Source organism: Oricola sp., assembly GCF_965230365.1.
Taxonomy (GTDB): Bacteria; Pseudomonadota; Alphaproteobacteria; order Rhizobiales; family Rhizobiaceae; genus Oricola.
On the sequence record NZ_OZ246003.1, the window covers coordinates 624872 to 644462 of the forward strand.

The 19591-nt window shown below is 62.8% G+C and carries 21 protein-coding genes and 1 pseudogene; 11 read left to right on the forward strand and 11 right to left on the reverse strand.

Annotated features, from left to right (window positions below; genetic code table 11):
• Positions 1-23: 23 nt before the first annotated feature.
• From leuB to ACO06R_RS02995, 3 genes are all read right to left on the reverse strand, one after another.
• On the reverse strand, positions 24-1130 hold the full coding sequence (leuB, locus tag ACO06R_RS02985) for a 3-isopropylmalate dehydrogenase (protein ID WP_421855885.1): 1107 nt from the start codon (positions 1128-1130) through the stop codon (positions 24-26).
• An 87-nt stretch (positions 1131-1217) separates the two neighbouring features.
• The gene (locus ACO06R_RS02990; RefSeq protein ID WP_421855887.1) at positions 1218-1598 is read right to left on the reverse strand and encodes a RidA family protein; all 381 of its coding nucleotides are present in this window, start codon (positions 1596-1598) and stop codon (positions 1218-1220) included.
• Positions 1598-2086, reverse strand: coding sequence for a MarR family winged helix-turn-helix transcriptional regulator (locus ACO06R_RS02995; protein ID WP_421855889.1), 489 nt, complete (start codon positions 2084-2086; stop codon positions 1598-1600). Before ACO06R_RS02995 ends, ACO06R_RS02990 begins: the two co-directional genes overlap by 1 nt.
• An 80-nt stretch (positions 2087-2166) precedes the next feature.
• Here ACO06R_RS02995 and ACO06R_RS03000 point away from each other — a divergent pair, with 80 nt between their 5' ends.
• Positions 2167-3039, forward strand: a complete 873-nt coding sequence (locus tag ACO06R_RS03000; RefSeq protein WP_421855891.1) for an alpha/beta hydrolase — start codon at positions 2167-2169, stop codon at positions 3037-3039.
• A 3-nt stretch (positions 3040-3042) separates the two neighbouring features.
• Here ACO06R_RS03000 and ACO06R_RS03005 read toward each other — a convergent pair whose 3' ends face one another.
• Positions 3043-3612, reverse strand: a complete 570-nt coding sequence (locus ACO06R_RS03005) for a DJ-1/PfpI family protein (RefSeq protein WP_421855893.1) — start codon at positions 3610-3612, stop codon at positions 3043-3045.
• Between the two features lie 877 nt (positions 3613-4489).
• On the opposite strand from ACO06R_RS03005, the gene ACO06R_RS03010 reads away from it, so the two are divergent.
• A complete protein-coding gene (locus ACO06R_RS03010; RefSeq protein ID WP_421855895.1) occupies positions 4490-5323 on the forward strand; it encodes a hypothetical protein in 834 nt (277 codons plus the stop codon).
• Here ACO06R_RS03010 and ACO06R_RS03015 read toward each other — a convergent pair.
• On the reverse strand, positions 5320-5457 hold the full coding sequence (locus ACO06R_RS03015) for a DUF6471 domain-containing protein (RefSeq protein WP_421855897.1): 138 nt from the start codon (positions 5455-5457) through the stop codon (positions 5320-5322). The two genes, ACO06R_RS03010 and ACO06R_RS03015, sit on opposite strands and share 4 nt — an antisense overlap.
• Between ACO06R_RS03015 and ACO06R_RS03020 the strand changes: the two are divergent.
• The 3 genes and pseudogenes from ACO06R_RS03020 to ACO06R_RS03030 all read left to right on the forward strand — a co-directional run.
• A pseudogene (locus tag ACO06R_RS03020) lies at positions 5424-5762 on the forward strand (transposase); the annotation flags it as partial. The gene ACO06R_RS03015 and the pseudogene ACO06R_RS03020 overlap by 34 nt on opposite strands.
• A gap of 304 nt (positions 5763-6066) precedes the next feature.
• Entirely contained in the window at positions 6067-6270 is a 204-nt protein-coding gene (locus ACO06R_RS03025) for a hypothetical protein (RefSeq protein WP_421855899.1), read from the forward strand.
• On the forward strand, positions 6248-6799 hold the full coding sequence (locus ACO06R_RS03030) for a GNAT family N-acetyltransferase (RefSeq protein ID WP_421855901.1): 552 nt from the start codon (positions 6248-6250) through the stop codon (positions 6797-6799). The genes ACO06R_RS03025 and ACO06R_RS03030 overlap by 23 nt, the downstream gene beginning before the upstream one ends.
• A gap of 83 nt (positions 6800-6882) precedes the next feature.
• Here ACO06R_RS03030 and ACO06R_RS03035 read toward each other — a convergent pair whose 3' ends face one another.
• The 5 genes from ACO06R_RS03035 to ACO06R_RS03055 form a co-directional block, all read right to left on the reverse strand.
• Positions 6883-7356 carry a hypothetical protein gene (locus ACO06R_RS03035; protein WP_421855903.1) on the reverse strand — a complete coding sequence of 158 codons (474 nt, stop codon included), beginning with the start codon at positions 7354-7356 and terminating at the stop codon, positions 6883-6885.
• A 337-nt stretch (positions 7357-7693) separates the two neighbouring features.
• The gene (locus ACO06R_RS03040; RefSeq protein WP_421855905.1) at positions 7694-8911 is read right to left on the reverse strand and encodes a beta-ketoacyl-[acyl-carrier-protein] synthase family protein; all 1218 of its coding nucleotides are present in this window, start codon (positions 8909-8911) and stop codon (positions 7694-7696) included.
• Positions 8912-9163, reverse strand: a complete 252-nt coding sequence (locus tag ACO06R_RS03045; RefSeq protein ID WP_421855907.1) for a phosphopantetheine-binding protein — start codon at positions 9161-9163, stop codon at positions 8912-8914.
• Between the two features lie 145 nt (positions 9164-9308).
• The gene (leuD, locus tag ACO06R_RS03050) at positions 9309-9914 is read right to left on the reverse strand and encodes a 3-isopropylmalate dehydratase small subunit (protein ID WP_421855909.1); all 606 of its coding nucleotides are present in this window, start codon (positions 9912-9914) and stop codon (positions 9309-9311) included.
• 66 nt (positions 9915-9980) lie between these two features.
• Complete coding sequence (locus ACO06R_RS03055) at positions 9981-11150, reverse strand: NAD(P)/FAD-dependent oxidoreductase (RefSeq protein ID WP_421855911.1); 1170 nt, start codon at positions 11148-11150, stop codon at positions 9981-9983.
• 91 nt (positions 11151-11241) lie between these two features.
• Between ACO06R_RS03055 and ACO06R_RS03060 the strand changes: the two genes are divergently transcribed.
• The 3 genes from ACO06R_RS03060 to ACO06R_RS03070 are packed head-to-tail and all read left to right on the forward strand — an operon-like array spanning position 11242 to position 13035.
• Positions 11242-12123 (forward strand): HpcH/HpaI aldolase/citrate lyase family protein, encoded by an 882-nt coding sequence (locus ACO06R_RS03060; protein ID WP_421855913.1) that lies wholly within the window; start codon positions 11242-11244, stop codon positions 12121-12123.
• Between the two features lie 12 nt (positions 12124-12135).
• Positions 12136-12342 carry a DUF1737 domain-containing protein gene (locus tag ACO06R_RS03065; protein ID WP_421855915.1) on the forward strand — a complete coding sequence of 69 codons (207 nt, stop codon included), beginning with the start codon at positions 12136-12138 and terminating at the stop codon, positions 12340-12342.
• Positions 12343-12351: 9 nt separating this feature from the next.
• The gene (locus ACO06R_RS03070; protein WP_421855917.1) at positions 12352-13035 is read left to right on the forward strand and encodes a DUF1194 domain-containing protein; all 684 of its coding nucleotides are present in this window, start codon (positions 12352-12354) and stop codon (positions 13033-13035) included.
• 23 nt (positions 13036-13058) lie between these two features.
• Here the strand turns inward: ACO06R_RS03070 and ACO06R_RS03075 are convergent, their stop codons facing one another.
• Positions 13059-13481 (reverse strand): metallopeptidase family protein, encoded by a 423-nt coding sequence (locus ACO06R_RS03075; protein WP_421855919.1) that lies wholly within the window; start codon positions 13479-13481, stop codon positions 13059-13061.
• A 226-nt stretch (positions 13482-13707) separates the two neighbouring features.
• Here ACO06R_RS03075 and ACO06R_RS03080 point away from each other — a divergent pair, with 226 nt between their 5' ends.
• From ACO06R_RS03080 to ACO06R_RS03090, 3 genes are read left to right on the forward strand one after another with little or no spacing between them, the layout of a single operon-like run.
• Positions 13708-14697, forward strand: coding sequence for an ImuA family protein (locus ACO06R_RS03080; RefSeq protein ID WP_421855921.1), 990 nt, complete (start codon positions 13708-13710; stop codon positions 14695-14697).
• Between the two features lie 40 nt (positions 14698-14737).
• Positions 14738-16177: a Y-family DNA polymerase gene (locus tag ACO06R_RS03085; protein ID WP_421859179.1), complete on the forward strand. Its 1440-nt coding sequence runs from the start codon at positions 14738-14740 to the stop codon at positions 16175-16177.
• The gene (locus tag ACO06R_RS03090; RefSeq protein WP_421855923.1) at positions 16150-19578 is read left to right on the forward strand and encodes an error-prone DNA polymerase; all 3429 of its coding nucleotides are present in this window, start codon (positions 16150-16152) and stop codon (positions 19576-19578) included. Before ACO06R_RS03085 ends, ACO06R_RS03090 begins: the two co-directional genes overlap by 28 nt.
• Positions 19579-19591 lie beyond the last annotated feature (13 nt).

Below are 19591 nucleotides of genomic sequence, written 5' to 3' on the forward strand. Positions count from 1 at the left end.
TTTCGCCCCGGTCAGCGTGGCCATCAAGCCTCGGCGTAGGCTTTCAGTACAGCATCGCCCATCTCGCTGGTCGAGACCTGGGTGCAACCGTCCGACATGATGTCGCCGGTGCGCAGGCCGCTGTCAAGGACGGCCGAGATCGCCTTTTCCAGCCGGTCGGCTTCGGCGATCAACTCGAAGGAATAGCGCAGGCACATCGCAAACGACGCGATCATGGCTATTGGGTTGGCGATTCCCTGACCGGCGATGTCGGGCGCCGAGCCATGCACCGGCTCGTAAAGCGCCTTGCGTTTGCCGCTTACCGGATCTGGTGCGCCGAGCGAGGCCGAGGGCAGCATGCCGAGCGAACCGGTCAGCATGGCGGCGACATCCGACAGCATGTCGCCGAACAGGTTGTCGGTGACGATGACGTCGAACTGCTTGGGCCAGCGCACCAGCTGCATGCCGCCGGCATCGGCCAGCATGTGGGAGAGTTCGACGTCGGAGTAGTTCGCCTTGTGGGTGTCGGCGACGACCTCCTTCCACAAAACGCCCGATTTCATGACGTTGTGCTTTTCCATCGAGCAGACCTTGTTGGCGCGGGTGCGTGCCAGTTCGAAGGCAACTCCGGAAATGCGCTCAATCTCGAAAGTGTCGTAGACTTGGGTGTCGATGCCACGCTTCTGGCCGTTGCCGAGGTCGAGGATTTCCTTCGGCTCGCCGAAATAGACACCGCCGGTTAGTTCGCGCACGATCAGGATATCGAGACCTTCGACCACTTCCGGCTTCAGCGAAGAGGAGGCGGCGAGCGCCGGATAGCAAATGGCCGGGCGCAGATTGGCGAACAGCGCCATGTCCTTGCGCAGCCGCAGGAGGCCGGCTTCGGGGCGAACCTCATAGGGCACGCTGTCCCATTTCGGTCCGCCGACCGCGCCGAACAGAACCGCGTCGGCGGCCATCGCCTTTTGCATGTCGGCTTCGGAGATCGACTGGCCATGCGCGTCGTAGGCCGAACCCCCGACAAGCCCTTCATCGGTGACGAAGCCTGCGCCTTCCACTTCGTTCATGTGGGCGATCAGCTTGCGGACTTCGGTCATGGCTTCCGGCCCGATGCCGTCGCCTGGAAGCAGGAAAAGGGAACGTGTTGTCATGAAATGGGATTTCCGTACGGTTGAAAGGTCGCGAGTGGGCATAGAGGCAGCGGCGCCGGAATTCAACCGCAGGGCGGCAGGGGCGGTTCAGGCGCGCAGCGCGGTGACTTCGATCTCGATCTTCATTTCCGGACGGATCAAGCCGGCGACGACCATGGTGGCGGCCGGGCGGATGCCGTCGAAATACGCACCAAGGATCGGAAACACCCTGTCGGCGAAGGTGGCGTCGGTCACCGTGTATTGCGCGCGCACAATATCGGCGCGGGCGAAGCCGGCTTCGGCGAGGGTCGCATCAATGGTCGCCAGTGTGTTGCGCGTCTGGGTCTCGACGTCTTCCGGCATGGTCATGGTGGTGTAGTCGTAGCCAGTGGTGCCGGAGACAAAGCACCAATCGCCCTTGACGACCGCGCGCGAATAGCCGGCGGTTTTTTCGAAGGGCGAACCGGTGGTTATCAGGCGCTTTTCCATCAGGCGGCGTCATCCTTTTCGGTTTTCGCTGCCTTCTCCCGCGCCTGGAGCATGGAGATCATGTCGCGCATCGTGTTGCCGACGATCTCGCAGTCCTCCACCGTCGACAGCGCCATGATCTCGTCGATCAGCTCGGCCTGAGTGGCGATAGCGCGCTCGGCGAGACCGCGACCTTCTTCGGTCAGGTACAGGCGCAGGATGCGGCGATCATCGGCATCGGGCCGTCTTTCTATAACGCCGCGTTTTTCGAGCTGCGGCAGGAGCATCGTCATGTTGGAGCGGCCGACCAGCAGCTTGCGGGCAAGCTCCTGCTGGCTGATGCCCTCGGTGCGGGCGAGGTTGACGAGAATGTCGAGCTGCGGCGGCTTGATGTCCAGCGGGCGCAGTTCGCGGGACAGCGTCTGCTGGACGAGCTGGCAGGCGCGCGCCACTGCGACCCAGTTCCTGAATCGCGGATTTTCCCACATGTCTACTTGTTTATCGTTCATGGTTGTACTACTTAGTTCATCGTTGAACATTCATAGGATCTGATCCGATGTTGCATGCGCAGAACCGAATTGCAAAACGAATGATCGCATTTTCCGGAAACCGCTGGCCGAAGACGACGGGCCGGCTGGCATTCAGGCTGTTCAGCCATGTCCAGCGTCCGCCGAAAAAGCGTTCGCGCCCGACGCTGAACGACGCGGCAGGACCGAAACTGCTGCAGACGAGAAGCGGCGTTGTCGCCACCTGGGCGATGCCGGCGGAACGAACGAGCGGCCGCAAGGCGCTGCTGATCCATGGCTGGAAGTTCAATGCGGTTCACATGGCGGGCATCGCGAAAACGCTCAACAAGGCCGGAATCGACTGTGTTCTGCTCGATCTGCCGGGCCACGGCGCTTCGCACGGCCGTCAGCTGCATCTCGGCAAGGGGATCGAAGCCATCGACGCGGCCTGGCGCGACCAGGGTCCTTTCGACATCGTGGTCGGCCATTCCTTCGGTGGCGCAATAGCGTTGAACGCGGCGATCGGCGCGTCCATGCATGTGCCAGCCCGCGCGCCGGAAAAACTGGTGCTGCTGGCCGCACCGAACTCTTTGAAGGCGTTGTTCGACGGATTTGGCCGCTTTGTCGGTCTGCCGCAGCTGGCGCAATCGGCGATGGAAGACCGGGTCATGGCAATCCTTGGCCGGGCGCTTGAGACCTTCGTGGCCTCCGAGCAGCTTCGCGACTACGACGGTTCGGTGCTTGTCGTGCACGACATGGATGACCGCGACGTGCTTTACGCGGATGCGCTGCGCATGGCGGGCGCAGGCGACCATGTCAGGCTGGTGACGACCAGCGGGCTTGGCCACCGGCGCATTCTGAAAGACGAGGGTGTTCAGGATGCGATCCGCGATCATGTGGCGCGGCCGGCGGCCGCTGGCGCGACAGTGCTGAAACCGGTCGATCACCCAGCATGACCATCAGCCATGCTCGGCCGCAAGCATCGACCTGAACTGGCCAAGCGAGTCCTGATCCAAGCCGGCAGCTTCAAACACCGCTGCCGTAAAGCTCACGGGTGCCGAACCGGGCGCTGTAATGATGCGGTTGTCGGCGACGGCCGAAGCACTGGCCTTGTAATGCACTGCGCCTGCATAAGCGTTCGAATTCTGTTTCAGGAACTCGGCGTCGTTCGACGTATGTGCGATATCGTCGAGCAGCCCGGCGCGCGCCAGCGCCAGCGTGCCGCCACAGATGCCTGCGACCGTGCCGCCGCGCGCATGTTGGGATCTGAGCAGATCAGCGAGATCCGGTGCCGCGTCCGATTCCCAAACCATCCCACCGATCACGGCGATGGCGTCGGGCTGCCAGTCGGCGATTTCGTCTGTCGTGTGCGGGACGAGGGCAGTCAACCCGCCCTGCGAGGTGACTTCCCCGGCTTCAGGTGCGAAGAAGCCGATCTCGAACTGGAAGAACGGACCGCCGGTTCCGGCGATCAGGGCGTATTCCCAGTCGGCGAATTGCTGCGTCAGAATGACTGCGATGCGGGCCATCGAAAGTATCCTTGCTGATGGTTTGCCGGCCAGGGGCCGGACCGGTTACAGCTGCGATCTAACCCGCTTAGGTGGAAACAATTGGGCAGAGCGGCTTCTACTTCCGCTTTGTATGCTTTGCCGCCGCCTCACCACTGCCAGGAGGAGAGATAGCGGCACACTTCGCCGCCGCCGCGCCTCGTTTCCCGAGACCGGATTGTTCATATTCTGGAAGACGGGCGGTCAAAGCATCGCAACGTCTAACAAGTAATAGCGATCCTCGGACCGCCCGCTCGGTGGTCTTGCAGCTTCGGTCGGCGGCCCGGAACGAAGTCCGGGAAAACAAGACTGCGCGCGCCGCTTCATGCCGCCCCGGCGTGGGGGTTCATCACCCAGCGATGCACCTCTGCACCGCCCACCGGGCACCGTCCCTCTCTCCATCAGCCGGTGTGCACGACAGACTTCCGTGAGAAGGCAATTGCGATTGTAAGCGAGGGTTTGGGAGCGGTGGATAGATTTTTTTGACCGCCCGCTCGTTCGGCCCTGCAATCGATTCACTGGATCGATTGCTCCGGCTTTTCTGCCCCACCCTTAAGCTTCGCTTTGCTTGCTGGCGGGGGCCCGAAGCCGGAACGGGCCTCACCTTGCAGCTTCGGTCGGCGGCCCGGAACGAAGTCCGGGAAAACAAGACTGCGCGCGCCGCTTCATGCCGCCCTGACTTGGGGGTTCATCACCCAGGCAAGGCACCGCGTGATCGACCTCCCGCCCTCCACTTTCGTTTCGGGCGTTCGTCGCTCCAATCGACAAATCCGGCATTAGGTAGCAAACGCACCAAGCCGCAAGGCCAGTCGTTAAGGCTACTCGATGTCGGTTGTCACAAAAAGGATGACAACTGGAAATGAAAACGTATTCTCAACTCATGGAGGAGAGCAAAGGCTATCTAACCGTAAGGTTAGATATCAAAAAACCGGTTGAGATCGGCGACTTTGCTTCGCTATTCGCAGGCATGGGCGGCCAATTTGACGCCTATCTTCGGGAGTTTCATCCTGAGCTTCGCGGCAAGGCCCAGATGTATGTCAAAGAAGTCCGTAAGGGCTCTATTGTCGCCGATATTTTCCCGAATGTTCCTGATCTCATTGGCTATATGGACAATGTTCTTATCGTCTTGGGATTTGGCGCGCTCTTTAGCAAGCGCGTGCGGGCACTAATCTCCGGACAATTTATCGACGACGCCAAGAAGTCAGATATCAAAGAAATCGGCGATACTATCAAGTCGGTCTCAAACGACAGTGGCGGGCAGATGAAGATTGAGTCCGTCACATACGAAGACGGTGTTTGGCGTCGAAATCTGGAAATCAAATTTGACACAAAAGAAGCGCGGGCAGCGCAACGTACATTGGAAGAACAGAAGAACGCTCTCGATCAAATCGAACACGTCGATTATCAGCGGGTTCTGATGACCTTCGAGCGGTCCAGAAAGTCAGATACCGATCTGGATAAGACCGGCGAACTAGTCGTGATCGGAGAGGTCAACGAAAAGCCGAAAGCGTTGATTTATGGTTCCGAACTGATCGAACAAAAGATCAAGCATGAGATCAGAGAAGCCGACGATAACATCTACAAAAAGGGCTTCGTGGTCGATGCCAACTCCCGCCTAAGGGATGGTCGAATTGTTGCATACGTCGTGACACAAGTGCACCAAATCGTGGACTTGCCGGACGAGGGTGACTAGTTCAGATGCAGTGTGCGGGAGCCGACCGCCTCTAGGCACTGCAGCATGAAGGCGGCAGTGAACTTCCCGCGTGACAACTTTTTTTTGACGTTACATTGACCGCATGGCCGTTGTCGCAGCCGACGAAGCGTCACACTGGGACATGCTGCACGCCGGTTGGGAAGTCGAGCGCGTCAATCACTCGGAAGCCTACAGCGACCAAGGCAAGCATACGAACTGGGTTGAAAGCTTCTTCTCGCGTTTGCGCCGCATGGTGTCCGGCCAGCATCACCATGTATCGCCGCACTACCTGTACCAGTACGCGAACCACGCCGCGTGGCTGGAGGATAATCGCCGCAACTCAAACGGCGACAACGCCATGCGCCTGATCGAAAACGCGATGGCGATGCCGGTTAGCCGGACATGGAAGGGGTATTGGCAGCGCTCGGAAGCTTCCTGAAAATGCGGCATTTGTGATTGAAACATGCGTTTGCGGGTGCGCCAAATACCAGATAAATTCGCTCGTTAAGTGCTCTGGGAGAAAATTTCTAAAAATACCCGCAAATCGCCCGAATGGCAGAATGATTTTCTAATTTTTGGAGAAAACTGGCCTAGCCTGTAATTACGTTACCGTAATTACAGGCTAGGTTCGCCATTGTCAACCTAAAGGGAAATACGTATATTTCCGCTATACAAAAACGGATGCGTTTTGCAACCTTTTTGGGGTGTCCACAGTTCAACCAACATAACGGAAGGAGAGCACTATGAGCATCCAATCGCATGCCTTTGGCCGTGTTACTCTGACCGAGGATGACGCCAAGAAATTCACGAACCAAGTGAAGCACGGAAGACCTAAAGCTGCGGCCAAGGAATCCGTAAAGCGCGGGCGCGAGCTGGTTCGGGAATGGGGCGATCAAGATTCCGTCTCGTTCACGATAACGGTTCGTGGCAAACGACGCGAACCATGACAATGATCTGAATATTCAGGTCGTTCGTTTGAAGCCGGAGCATAAATTCTCCGGCTTAAAACTGGGTCATGAGAATTTCGCACCTCTAAAGACATTCATAAGAAAGGTCGCCCAAGACTATGAAAGTCAGCGGCTGGCGCGTACTTACGTTGCCTTATTGGATGAAGTCCCGAAGGCTTATATCTCAATAGTCTCTGGTGAGATTGCAACTGATAATCCGCAAGATAACAATCTCGTCAATAATGAGGATTACCCCTATAAGCACTATCCGGCGCTAAAGATCGCTCGTCTTGCCGTCGATTCAAGAATGCGCGGGACTGGAATAGGAACGATACTTGTTGACTTGGCTCTTGGTGTCGCAAACGAGCGTGTTTGCCCTTGGGTTGGGTGTCGGTTTGTCGTAGTCGATGCGAAAAAAGAGTCTGTTAAATTCTATGAGAAGTACGGCTTCACTCTGCTAGACACGCCAGACAACAGAAATAGTGAATCGCCAATAATGTTTATTGATCTGCTAAAAGCGGGTGAGTGACCAAACCACATTCCCGCGCGTGTCAGTCGCTCGCACTACAGTTCCTGTAGGCGACTGCCTACAGGCCTTGCCCACACGCTTCGTCAGGTCGCCAATGAACTTCCGGTCCCGTGCGTCCATGCCAGACATGGAAACAATCTCTTGCGCGATCCGGCGGCTTGTGAGCGGCTTTCCGGCCTCGCGCAGCACTTGGACACCTGACGGGATAGTTCGCCCCTGCCGAACAGCACATGGCGTTTCTGGCGGGGCATCATGGCGTCTAGGTCACCATCGTAGCCGAGCACGCCCAAGGTACGGTCCAGCGCGTCCAGATCGTTTTTTATCTTGGCTACGCGGTCCCGCAATATCTGAGCTTCGCTAAGCAGATCGGCGCGCTTGGACAGAAGGCCGGATATGGTGTGTTCGAATGTGTCGGTTCGGGCTTTGGGCATGCGCCAAGGATAGGCAAATCGCCCGAATTCCGGTACTTTCCAGATGGTGCGTTTGCTACCGAATGCCGGACAAATCGTTGTCGATTTGCCGACCTGCGGTCGAACACTCCTCACCCAATCAGGCACCGTCTCTCTCCCTGTGAACCGGTGTGCACCCAGACTTCCGTGAGAAGGCACCGGCGATGATAGGGGCGGTTCGGGCGCGGTGGATAAACAATGCCGCGCGCGTGGACTATGCGATTGAATTCGTTGGAGAAACGCCGAGATAAGCGAAAAACTCATGCACCAGGCGGGATCGCGTATCTTCCTTGTAACCTGGACATTGCCACATCTGATAGAATTGTAGGCGCGGCGGCGGATTTTTCGCCCGCGCACAGTCCGACCGCCCTGGAGCCTGCCCTATCCGTCAGGCGGCGTCGACCCGCAGCGCCTGTTCGAATGGCGGCCAGCCAGAACGATGCCGTCAGGCGTCGAAAGCCTTGAACGCGACAACGGCGTTGGCGCCGCCAAACGCAAAAGCGTTGGACAGCGCGACATCGACCTTTCGCTCGCGCGCCGTGTTCGGCGTCACGTCGAGATCGCATTGCGGATCGGCTTCGTTGTAGTTCGCCGTCGGCGGCACCACGCCGTTGCAGATCGCGCCAATGCAGGCGATCGCTTCCAGCGCGCCGGACGCGCCCAGGCAATGGGCGTGCATCGATTTTGTGGAAGACACGGAAATTCCGTCGGCGTCGGCGCTGAAGACCGCGCGGATCGCTTCCGTTTCGACCCGGTCATTGGCCGAGGTGGCGGTGCCATGCGCGTTGATATAATCGACATCGCCTGGAGCAAGGCCGGCTTCGGCAAGACAGGCGCGGATGGCGGCAGCAGGCCCTTCCACCGAGGGTGAAACAATGTCGCCGGCATCGGCCGACAGCCCCGCGCCGGCGATCTCGGCAAGGATTGTTGCGCCGCGCCGCTCGGCGCTTTCGAGCGTTTCCATGACAATCGCCCCCGCGCCGTCGCCAAGGACAAGTCCCTCGCGGTCGGCTGAAAATGGCCGGCAGCCGGTCTTGGCGAGAATGCGCATGGATTCCCATGCCTTGAGCACGCCATAGGAGAGCGGTGCTTCGGAACCGCCGGCGACGATCGCATCGGCGCGGCCCAGCCGCAGCATGTCATAGGCGGTGGCGATGGCGTGGTTGGAGGAGGAGCAGGCCGAGGTGACACCGAGGACCGGACCCTTCAGCCCATGCACCATGCTGGTTTGCACGGATGGCGAGGCGGGCATCGCCTTCGGCACGGTAAAGATCTCGGCGCGTTTTTTGCCGTCGCGAAAAACATCGCGATAGGCCTTCTCCATCGCGTCGCCGCCGTAGACGCCTGCACCGATGATGGCACCGATGTTCATCGCCGGACGGTCCTCGCCCTTGAGGCCGGCCTGGGCAAGCGCTTCACCGGCGGCAAGCACCGCGAGCAGGCCGAAGCGGCCCATGGTCATGAGCTGACGCTTGTCGAGCTCGTGTTCTGGAAGTTCGGCGATTTCGCCGGCAATGGCGACCTTGAGATCATCCTTGTCGTGGATCGTCAGCGGGCCGATGCCGCAGGTGCCGGCGCGCAGCGCCTGCCAAATCTCGGTGGCGTTCTTGCCAATACAGCACAGGCCGCCGATCCCGGTGACGACGACGCGCGGCGCGGCCATTCAGGCCCCCTGGTCTGCGAGTTCGCCGACCGCCGTGGCGACATCGCCGACAGTCTTCAGCTTCTCCCAGGCTGCCGCGGCATTGAGTTCGATCTCGATATCGAACTCTTCCTCAAGATCGAAAATGATTTCGGCCAGTTCAAGCGACTGGATATCAAGATCGGCCAGGATCGACTCCGCACTCAGCTCTTTCGGATCGAGTTCGGCCTTTTCCGCGATGATGCGGGTGGTGATTTCAAGAACATTCGCCATCGATCAATCCAGGTTTCGCCCGTTTCGGGATGCCTCGGGCACCGAACGGCTTGTTTTGCGGAATGCCGCCCGGTCTGTCAATCGAGCGCAAGGCTGCGATATCGCACCGGAAGACGAAACCCGGTCGACCGGGTATCGCAATGGGTCAGGCCCAGGGCCGGCTGTCGTCCAGCGCGGATTCGAATGCGTCGATCTTGGGTGCTTTTTCCATTGTCAGGCCGATGTCGTCGAGACCATTGAGCAAGCAGTGCTTCTTGAACGGGTCGATCTCGAACCGGACGACGCCGCCATCGGGGCCACGCACTTCCTGCGCTTCCAGATCGACGGTCAGCGTGGCGTTGGCGCCGCGCTCAGCGTCATCCATCAGCTTGTCGAGATCTTCCTGGCTGACGACGATCGGCAGAATCCCGTTCTTGAAGCAGTTGTTGTAGAAAATGTCGGCAAACGAGGTCGAGATGACGCAGCGGATGCCGAAATCCAGCAGCGCCCAGGGCGCATGTTCGCGCGACGATCCGCAACCGAAGTTATCGCCGGCGACGATGATCTTCGCGTCGCGATAGGCCGGCTTGTTCAGCACGAAGTCCTCGTTGTCGCTGCCGTCCTCGTTGTAGCGCATTTCCGAGAACAACCCGGTGCCCAGACCCGTCCGCTTGATCGTCTTCAGATAGTCCTTCGGGATGATCATGTCGGTGTCGACATTGATGATCGGCAGAGGCGCGGCGACGCCGCTCAAGGTGGTGAACTTGTCCATGCTGCTTCTTTCGGAATTGTCGTCGGTCGCGACTTAGCAAACCGCGTGGCAAAAATGAAGAAGGGACTAGATGATGTTTTGTTCCGCAAACGGTCGGCCGGCGGCGATCCGGCCCGGTGCAAAGGCGGCGCAATCGACCGTGCGATATTCACCGAAGACGATCAGTTCCGCCAAGGCTTCGGCGGCCGCCGGCGCCTGCTGGACGCCGTGGCCGGAAAATCCGGTGATCGCATGGCACCAGCCGGAACGGTCCAGCGGACCGATCAGAGCGTTCTGGTCGAATGTATTGTAATCGTAGTGGCCGGCCCATGCGGTTTCGAGCTTGATCGCCTCAAAGGCTGGAATGCGCTGCGCCAGCCGTGGCCAGATTTCGTCCTCGAACAGGTTCCAATCCGGCTCGAAATCGGCCGGATCGGCCGGGCCGTCCTGATCCGGCGGGGGCGAAATGCCGGTGATGTAGCTGTCTCCCTCGGGCCGGACATAGAGACCGGAGGGATCGACCGTCAGCGGCATGGCGGCAAAGCGTTTCCGGGTGCGAAAGAAGAAAACGGTCCGTTTACGCGGTTCGACGGGAAGGTCGAAACCGGCCAGCCGCGCCACCCTTCCCGATGCCGGGCCAGCAGCAATGACCAGCTGTTCGAAGGCCCAGCGAGCGCCATCGGAGAGTTCCAGCGTTCCGGATTCCGGGTCGATCGCCGTCACGTCGCCGGTGACAAGCGATGCGCCGGCATCGTCGCGCAACGACCGCCGAAAGCCGGTAAGCAGCGCCATCGCGTCGAACCATCCCTCGTCCGATTGGCCGAACGATCCGGCTGCGACACCCGACAGATCAAGCCAGGGAAAGCGATCGGCGAGCGCCTCAGGATCGAGCAGGACGACATCGGCGCCGCTGTCGCGCTGGATGCGGTGGTTTTCGCGCAACACGCCGAGCCCGGCCGCGCTTGCGAGCAGCAGGTAGCCGTTTTCGCGGAATGTTATCTGCGTGTCGGTTCCCAGGTGGTGCGGCGCATGCCTGATGAAATCGAGCGTGCGCCGCGACAACGCGATGTTTTCGGCTCGCGAGAATTGCTGGCGGATGCCGGATGCCGAAAGGGCGGTCGCGGCATGCGTGAAGGCGGTATCGCGTTCGAATACGGTCACGCGATCCGCGTAGCCCAGCTGTCGCAGATGCCACGCGGTCGCCGCGCCGGCGAGCGCACCACCAATAATCGCGATGCCGGTTTCGTTCGATGCCATCGATCCCTCCGGCCGGTACCGTTGCCCCCTGCCCCGCCGCCGTCAAGCGGCAGCCCTTGCGGGTCCGCCTGCAATGTTGTCAAACCGTCGCATGTCCAGCCGTCCCATCCGCCCCCGCCGCTCGGCGCTCTATGTTCCCGCCGCCAATGCCAAGGCCGTCGCCAAGGCCGAAACACTCGATTGCGACACGATCGTCTTCGATCTGGAGGATGCCGTCGCACCCGACGCCAAGGCCGACGCGCGCGAAAGGCTGCGTGCGCACTTCCGCACCCATCCGGAAAGCCGCAAGGAACGGATCATTCGCATCAACGCGTTGGCGACGGATTACGGTACCGAGGATCTGCTGGCAGCGCGCGGCTGCATACCCGACGCGATCCTGATCCCCAAGGTCGATGTGCCGCAGCATGTTGGCGAAGTTGCCGAGGCGCTCGCCCAGACCGACGCGCCAGACACGCTCAGACTGTGGGCGATGATGGAAACGCCGAAATCGCTGCTCAATGCGGCGGCCATCGCCCAGGCAGGCGAGACAACGGGATCGCGCTTCGACTGCATGGTCGTCGGCACCAACGATCTTGCCAAGGATCTGCGCATGCCGGGGGTCGACCGCGCGGCGCTGCGCCCGCATTTGGCGCAGCTGGTGCTGGCGGCGCGCGCCTACGGGCTCGACATCATTGACGGGGTGTTCAACGCCTTTCGCGACGAGGTGGGTTTCGCCAGCGAATGCGCCGAAGGGGTGGCGATGGGCTTCGACGGCAAGACAGTGATCCATCCGGCGCAGATCTGCCGTGCCAACTCAGCCTTCGGCGTATCGCCGGCGCGCGAAGCGGCCGCCGCCGATATCGTCGCCGCCTTCGAACTGCCGGAAAACAGAGCCGCCGGCGTCATCGCCCTTGACGGGCGCATGGTCGAGCGCTTGCATCTCGACGAGGCGCGCCGCACGCTGGCGCTGGCGGCGCTGCAGCGCGGCGATTGAGGGAGGAAAGCCATGCAGCTCTACCGATTGCTGACCGGGCCGGACGATTCGAGCTTCTGCCACAAGGTCACCAAGGCGCTGAACAGCGGTTGGCGGCTCTACGGTTCGCCATCTTTGGCTTTTGATGCCGAAAGCGGCGCCATGCGCTGCTCGCAGGCGGTAATCAAGACCGTCGAGGGCGGCGAATACGATCCGGCGATGAAGCTGGGCGAGCAATAGGCCGCCGGCGTGTTCAGGGCGGCAGCGTTTTTCCTGTTCCTGACAGTCCTGTCCTTGCCGGCGACAGCGCAGGGCCGCTGCGGGTTGACGCTTGTGCTGGCGATGGATGCATCGTCCAGCGTCGACTTTCGCGAATACCGGCTGCAGATGCAGGGGCTCGCCAATGCCCTGCGCGATCCGCAAATCGTGCGCGCCATTGTCGAGACAGGCGGCGTGCAGGCCTATGCCTTCGAGTGGAGCGGGCGCAATCAGCATGCGGTGATTGCGCCGTGGTCGTTTCTGGCCAGCGAAGCCGCGGTGCTGGACTTTGCCGGGCGCATCGCCGGCCACAAGCGGGCCTATCTGGCGTTTCCGACGGCGCTTGGCTATGCGCTCGGCCATGCGGCGGTGCAGCTTGACCGCGCCCCGCGCGGTTGCGCGCGCACGGTGGTCGACGTGTCCGGCGACGGCGTCAACAACGAGGGCTTCGAGCCGCCGCTCGCCTATCGCAATTTCAATTATGACGGCGTGACCGTGAACGGTCTGGTGATCGCCGGCGCCCTGCCCGATCCGGTCGCCTATTACCGCGAGAAGGTCGTTCACGGCCCCGGCGCCTTCGTCGAAGTGGCGGAACGCTTCGAGGATTACGAACAGGCGATGAAGCGCAAGCTGCTGCGCGAGATCAACGGCGCGTCGCTGTCGATGCTGGAGTGAGATCGCAGCACGTATCCGCAGGGCTACCCCGCCGCCTCCTCGATCGCCTCCATGTCGGCATCCGACAGGCCGAAATGATGGCCGAGTTCGTGGATCAGCACATGGATGATGATGTCGCCCAGCGCCTCCTCGTTCTCGGCCCAGTAGTCGAGAATGGCGCGGCGATAGAGCGTGATGCGGTTGGCCTCGTCGCCGGTGCCGGGGTTCCAGCGCTCGGCGATGCCGCGGCCCTCGAACAGGCCGAGCAGGTCGAACGGCGTTTCCAGCGCCAGGTCGTCGCTGATCTCCTCGGACGGGTAATCGGTGACGACGATCTGCACATCCGCCGTCAATTCACGGAAGTGTTCCGGCAGATGCGCGTAGGCGGTCAGCGCGATCGATTCGATTGTGGCGAGGTCGGGGGAAAGACGGTTCGTCCAGCCGCCGCTCTGGTCGGTACGGTCCATATGGTCAGCGATGCAGTTCGTTTCAGCCCTCTATAACGCGTCTTGTCAGCCGGCGCGAGAGGGCGAAGATCACTGCCGGTTTGAGGAATTATTTCCCATAATGACCTCTTGACTCTTGCGCCATGACTCGGAATCAATAGGAACAAAGAAAGAACAAATGTCTGGGCACGTGGCCACAGGGCGCGCCGGACAGGGTTTTGATACAGACCGGAACAGGACAAACGCCATGGCGTCAGCACACCGCGCCACGGCGCGGGCGACGCTTTCGTCGCTGCGCCGGCAGATCGCCGCTATCGAGGGCTTGCCCCCGGCGCTTGCCGAAGGTGGTACCGGCTGGACCGGGCCCACTGACGCAGCGGCAGATGCGGTTCTGGCGACCGGCGTCGAGGATTTCGACCGCGTCATCGGTGGCGGCGTGGCGGTCGCGGCACTGGCGGAGATCCATGTGCGCGAGGCGCGCGATGCCGGGCTGGCAGCGGGCTTTGCCGCAAACCTGCTGTCGCTTGGCGGGGCGCCGGCCTTTCTTGCCCGCGACCCGGTTCTGTGGATCGGCGGGCCGGGCGTGTTCGCCGAAGCCGGCCTGCCGCATGGCCGCGGTCTGGCCGCGCTCGGTTTTACGCCGGAGCGGCTGCTCATGGTCGAGGCGCGTCGTCTCGCCGACGCCCTGTGGATCGCCGAGGAGGCAGCCTGCACGCGCGGGCTTGCCGCTACCGTCGTCGATCTGCGCGGCCATGGCGCCGCGCTCGGCCTGCGCGAGACGCAGCGCCTCAACCGGCGCGCCCGGGCAGCGGCCCGCCCGGTGCTGCTGCTGCGCCAGTCGGCCGGACCGGAACCGACCGCGGCCCCGCTCAGGCTGGTGCTGGAGCCGTCGCCCTCCGCGCCATCCATCGTGCTTGCCGGCACGCCGCATGCGCGCGCCGTGCCGGGCGGCATCGGGCCACCGGGCGTGCGGGTGACGATCGACAAGAACAAGGCCGGTCCCGCCGGGCGGACCTTCCCGATGCACTGGAACGCCGATGAACGCCATTTCTACTTTGAGCATGCAGCAACAGGCCCCGCACATCGCGATGCCGGACAATCCTCCGGCGCTGGCGGCCAACTCCTCGCCTTCCCCGCAGCGCATTCTGGCGCTGCACTTCCCGTATCTGGCGACCGACCGCATCGCGCGCGGGCGCTGGGGGCGGAACTGGCGGCAGAGCCCCGGCGGCGAGGCTGAACGGCGGCCGATCGTCGCCGTCCACAAGGAGCGCAGTGCGATGCGCATCGCCGCCGCCGACGCGTTGGCCGAGGCGCGCGGCCTCAGGCGCGGACAGGGGCTGGCCGATGCGCGCGCCGCCCATCCCGATCTCGATATCGTGCCCGCCGACGCGGCGGCCGACCGGCGGCTTTTGACGGCGCTTGCCGACTGGTGCGACCGCTATACGCCGCTGGTGGCGCTGGATGCGCCGGACGGGCTTTATCTCGACATCAGCGGCTGCGCGCATCTGTTCGGCGGCGAGCACGGACTGTTGTCGGATCTTCTGGCGCGGCTTTACGATCAGGGACTGGCGGCGCAGGCGGCGGTGGCGGCCACGCCGGGTGCGGCCTGGGCCTCGGCGCGTCATGCCGGCGGCGCGCTGATCATCGAGACGGGCGCGGAGGCGCCCGCGCTCGCCCCTTTCCCGCTGGCCGCGCTGCGGCTTGACGGCGGGACACTGGCCGGCCTCGCCAAGGTCGGGCTGAAGACCGTCAGCCAGCTTGCCGATGCGCCGCGTGCGCCGTTGACGCGCCGGTTCGGGCGGCAATGCGTGCTGCGGCTCGACCAGGCGCTGGGCCGGGTGCGCGAAGCGATTTCGCCGCGCCTGCCTGTCGCCGCGCTGACAGCGGAACGCCGTTTTGCCGAGCCGGTCGGCCGCACGGAGGATGTCGAGCAGGTGCTCTACATGCTGGCGCGCCGCCTGAAACCGGATCTGGAGCGGCGCGGCATCGGCGCGCGGGTGCTCGAATATGCGCTGTTTCGGGTCGATGGGGCCGTGCAACGGCTGTGCGTCGGCGCGTCGCGGCCGGTGCGCGATCCCGAAACCGTCGTCAAACTGTTCCGCGAGCGCATGCATGCGGCAGGCGATACGCTGGATGCCGGCTACGGCTTCGACGTGCTGCGGCTGTCGGTGCTGGAAACCGGCGCGCTCGACGATGCGCAGGGCGATTTTTCCGCCGGCAGCGACGATGGCGGCGTCGATGTCGCGGTGCTGCTCGACCGGATTGCCGCACGGCTTGGCGACGATGGGGCCGGTCACCCGGTCCGCCGTCTCGTGGCGGCCGAAAGCCATGTGCCGGAACGCGCCGAGACGCTTGAGCCGGCAGATGTAAATATTTTGCCGGCAAAACAAGACACCGCTCCGTCGTCTACGCCGCGTCCGGCCCGGTTGTTGCGCCAGCCGGAGCCGGTCGAGGTGGTGGCGGGCGTGCCGGAAGGGCCGCCGGCCCGGTTCCGCTGGCGCCGCGCGCTTTACCAGGTGGCGCGCGCCGAGGGGCCGGAGCGGATCGGCGGCGAATGGTGGGGCGATCATGCGCCGGAGGATCGCATGCCCGTTCCGCGCGACTACTACCGCGTCGAGGATGCCGAGGGCCGCCGCTACTGGCTGTTCAGGCGCGGGCTTTACGGGATTGCGGGCGGCAGCGAGCCGCAATGGTTCATGCACGGGCTGTTCGCGTGATGGCCGATGCTTACTCTCTTGCCGCCTATGCCGAACTCGGCTGCTGTTCGAACTTTTCGTTCCTGCGCGGTGCATCGCATCCCGAGGAGCTGGTGGTCACCGCCAAACGTCACGGGCTGCACGGACTCGGACTGGCCGACCGCAACACGGTCGCCGGCACGGTGCGCGCCCACATGGCGGCCAGGGAGGCGGGGCTCGCCTACCATCCCGGCGCGCGGCTGGTGTTTGCAGACAGCACGCCAGATGTGCTGGCCTATCCGGTCGACCGGCGCGGCTGGGGGAACCTTTGCCGCTGCCTGACGGCGGCGAACATGCGCGGCGAAAAGGGCGCGCCTGTGCTGCTTGAAAACGATCTCCTGGAATGGGGCGACGGGCTGGCGCTGGCGGTCCTGCCCGACTATGATCCAATTAGTAAGCTTATGCTTACTTTTCTGAATGCCTTGGTATCGCGTTTTGGCGCGTCCGTCCGCCTGGCGATATCGCCTGGTTACGACGGACGCGACCGGGCAAGGCTTGCGGCCGCGCGGGCGCTTGCCGAGACCGTCGGCGTGCCGCTCATGGCGGTCGGCGAGGTGCGCTATCACGATGCGTCGCGCCGGCCGCTCGGCGATTTGCTCGCGGCTATCCGCGAACATGTGCCGCTCGAACAGGCCGGATATCTGCTGTCGGCCAATGCGGAGCGCTGCATGAAGCCGGCAGGCGAAATGGCCCGCCTGTTCCGCGACGCGCCGGACGCCATCGCCGAAACCGTTCGGTTCTTCGACAGCCTTTCGTTTTCGCTTGATGAACTGCGCTACCAGTACCCGGACGAACCATGCGGCGACAGCGCCACGCCGCAGGCCGAACTGGAGCGGCTCGCCTGGCAGGGCGCGCAAAACCGCTACGGCGATGCCGTTCCGCAGCGGATCACGCGGCAGATTGAGCACGAACTTGCCCTGATCGAAGAGCTCGATTACGCGCCCTATTTCCTGACGGTGTACGACATCGTGCGGTTCGCCCGTTCGCGCGGCATATTGTGCCAGGGGCGCGGTTCGGCGGCCAATTCCACGGTCTGTTTCTGTATCGGGATCACCGAAGTCGATCCGGCGCTGACCGATCTCTTGTTCGAACGCTTCATCTCGCCGGAACGGCGAGAACCGCCCGATATCGATGTCGACTTCGAGCACGAGCGCCGCGAGGAAGTGATCCAGTACATCTACGAGAAATATGGACGCGACCGCGCCGGACTTGCTGCGACAGTGATTACTTACCGCGCGCGTTCCGCTGCGCGGGAGATGGCCAAGGCATTCGGCCTGTCGGAAGACGTGACAGCCGCTATCTCCGGGTCGATCTGGGGGTGGTCTCAATCCGACCTCGGCGAACGCGAAGCCAAGGCCGCCGGCCTCGACACGGATGACCGCACGACCCGCAACGTATTGCAGCTTTCCTCCGAGATCATGGGCTTCCCGCGCCATCTTTCGCAGCATGTCGGCGGTTTCGTTATCACCCGCGACCGGCTCGACGAGGTGGTGCCGGTCACCAAGTCGGCGATGGACGGGCGCACCATGGTCGAATGGGACAAGGACGATCTGGATTCGCTCGGTATCCTGAAGATCGACATCCTGGCGCTCGGCATGCTGTCATGCATCCGCCGCGCCTTCGATCTCATCGATCAGCATTACGGACGGGCGCTGACATTGGCGACGATCCCCAAGGAGGAGCCAGCGGTCTACGACATGATCTGCCGGGCCGACACGCTCGGCGTCTTCCAGATCGAAAGCCGGGCGCAGATGACCATGCTGCCGCGGTTGCGCCCGCGCAATTTCTACGATCTTGTCATCGAGGTAGCGATCGTGCGGCCCGGGCCGATCCAGGGCGATATGGTGCATCCTTACTTACGAAGACGCCAAGGCAAGGAAGAAGTTACATATCCCAGTGCGGAGCTGGAGGACGTGCTCGGCAAGACGCTCGGCGTGCCGCTGTTCCAGGAACAGGCGATGAAGATCGCCATCGTGGCCGCCGGCTTCACGCCGGGCGAGGCGGACCGGCTGCGCCGCGCCATGGCGACATTCCGGCGGGTTGGCACGATCCATACTTTCCAGCAGAAGATGATCGACGGCATGGTCGCCAATGGCTATGAGGCCGATTTTGCCGACCGCTGCTTCCGCCAGATCGAGGGCTTCGGCGAATATGGTTTCCCGGAAAGCCACGCCGCGTCGTTCGCGCTCCTCGTCTATGCGTCCTGCTGGCTCAAGGCGTATTATCCGGATGTGTTCTGCGCGGCGATCCTCAACGCCCAGCCGATGGGGTTCTATGCGCCGGCGCAGCTTGTTCGCGATGCGCGCGAGCACGGTGTCGATATTCGCGCCGTCGACGTCAATGCGTCGGACTGGGACAATGCGCTGGAGGCCTGTGCGCCGGATGATCCGGAGCCCGCCGCTCGGCTCAATCGCCGCCACCGCGAGATGGAGACCGTTATCGAGACCGCAAAGGCGGTGCGGCTCGGCTTCCGGCAAGTCAAGGGGCTGCGCGAAGAGGAGATGGCGGAACTGGTTGCCCGGCGCGGCACCGGTTACGATTCGGTGCGCGACCTGTGGCTGCGCTCCGGCCTCGGGCGTGCCCAGATCGAGCGGCTTGCCGATGCCGATGCGTTTCGTTCGATCGGTCTCGACCGGCGCGCGGCCTTGTGGGCGGTCCGCGCGCTTGACGACGGTTCGGCAGCGCACAGCATGCCGCTGTTCGATGCACCGGCGTTTGCACCGCGCGATCCCGACGAAGCCGGGCTTGAAATCGCCGGCGAACCGGAAACGCAGCTCCCGCCGATGCCGCCCGGCGAGCAGGTGGTGCATGATTACCGTTACCTTGCCCTGTCGCTGAAGGCGCATCCCGTATCGTTCCTGCGCGCCCGGCTGGACGAGAAAAAGATCATGCGTCACGAAAGGCTGGACAGCGTACCCTCGGGCAGACGCGTCGATGTCGCCGGCCTGGTGCTGGTCCGGCAGCGGCCGGGCTCTGCCAAGGGCGTCATCTTCATGACGCTGGAGGACGAGACCGGCGTCGCCAATGCGATCATATGGCCGAAGGTGTTCGAGCGTTACCGCGCGCTGGTGCTCGGCTCGCGGCTGGTGCGCGTTTCGGGCCGGCTGCAAAACGAGATGGGCGTCATTCACGTCGTCGCCGACCGCATCGAGGACCTGACGCCGCTATTGGCTGACATCGAAACCGAAGGTATCGGCGACGAAGGATTGGCCAATGCCGACGAGGTGCGCCGTCCGGTCATCGAAATTCGCGAGAAGATCAAGCCGCGGTCGCGGCTTGCCGGCCTGCTGAAGGAAGTACCGCAGTTGCGCAACGATTTCGAGGCGATGAAACGGCTGGAACAATCGGCCAAGGTCTTGCCGAAGGGGCGCAATTTCCATTGAGCAAGCGCGGGCC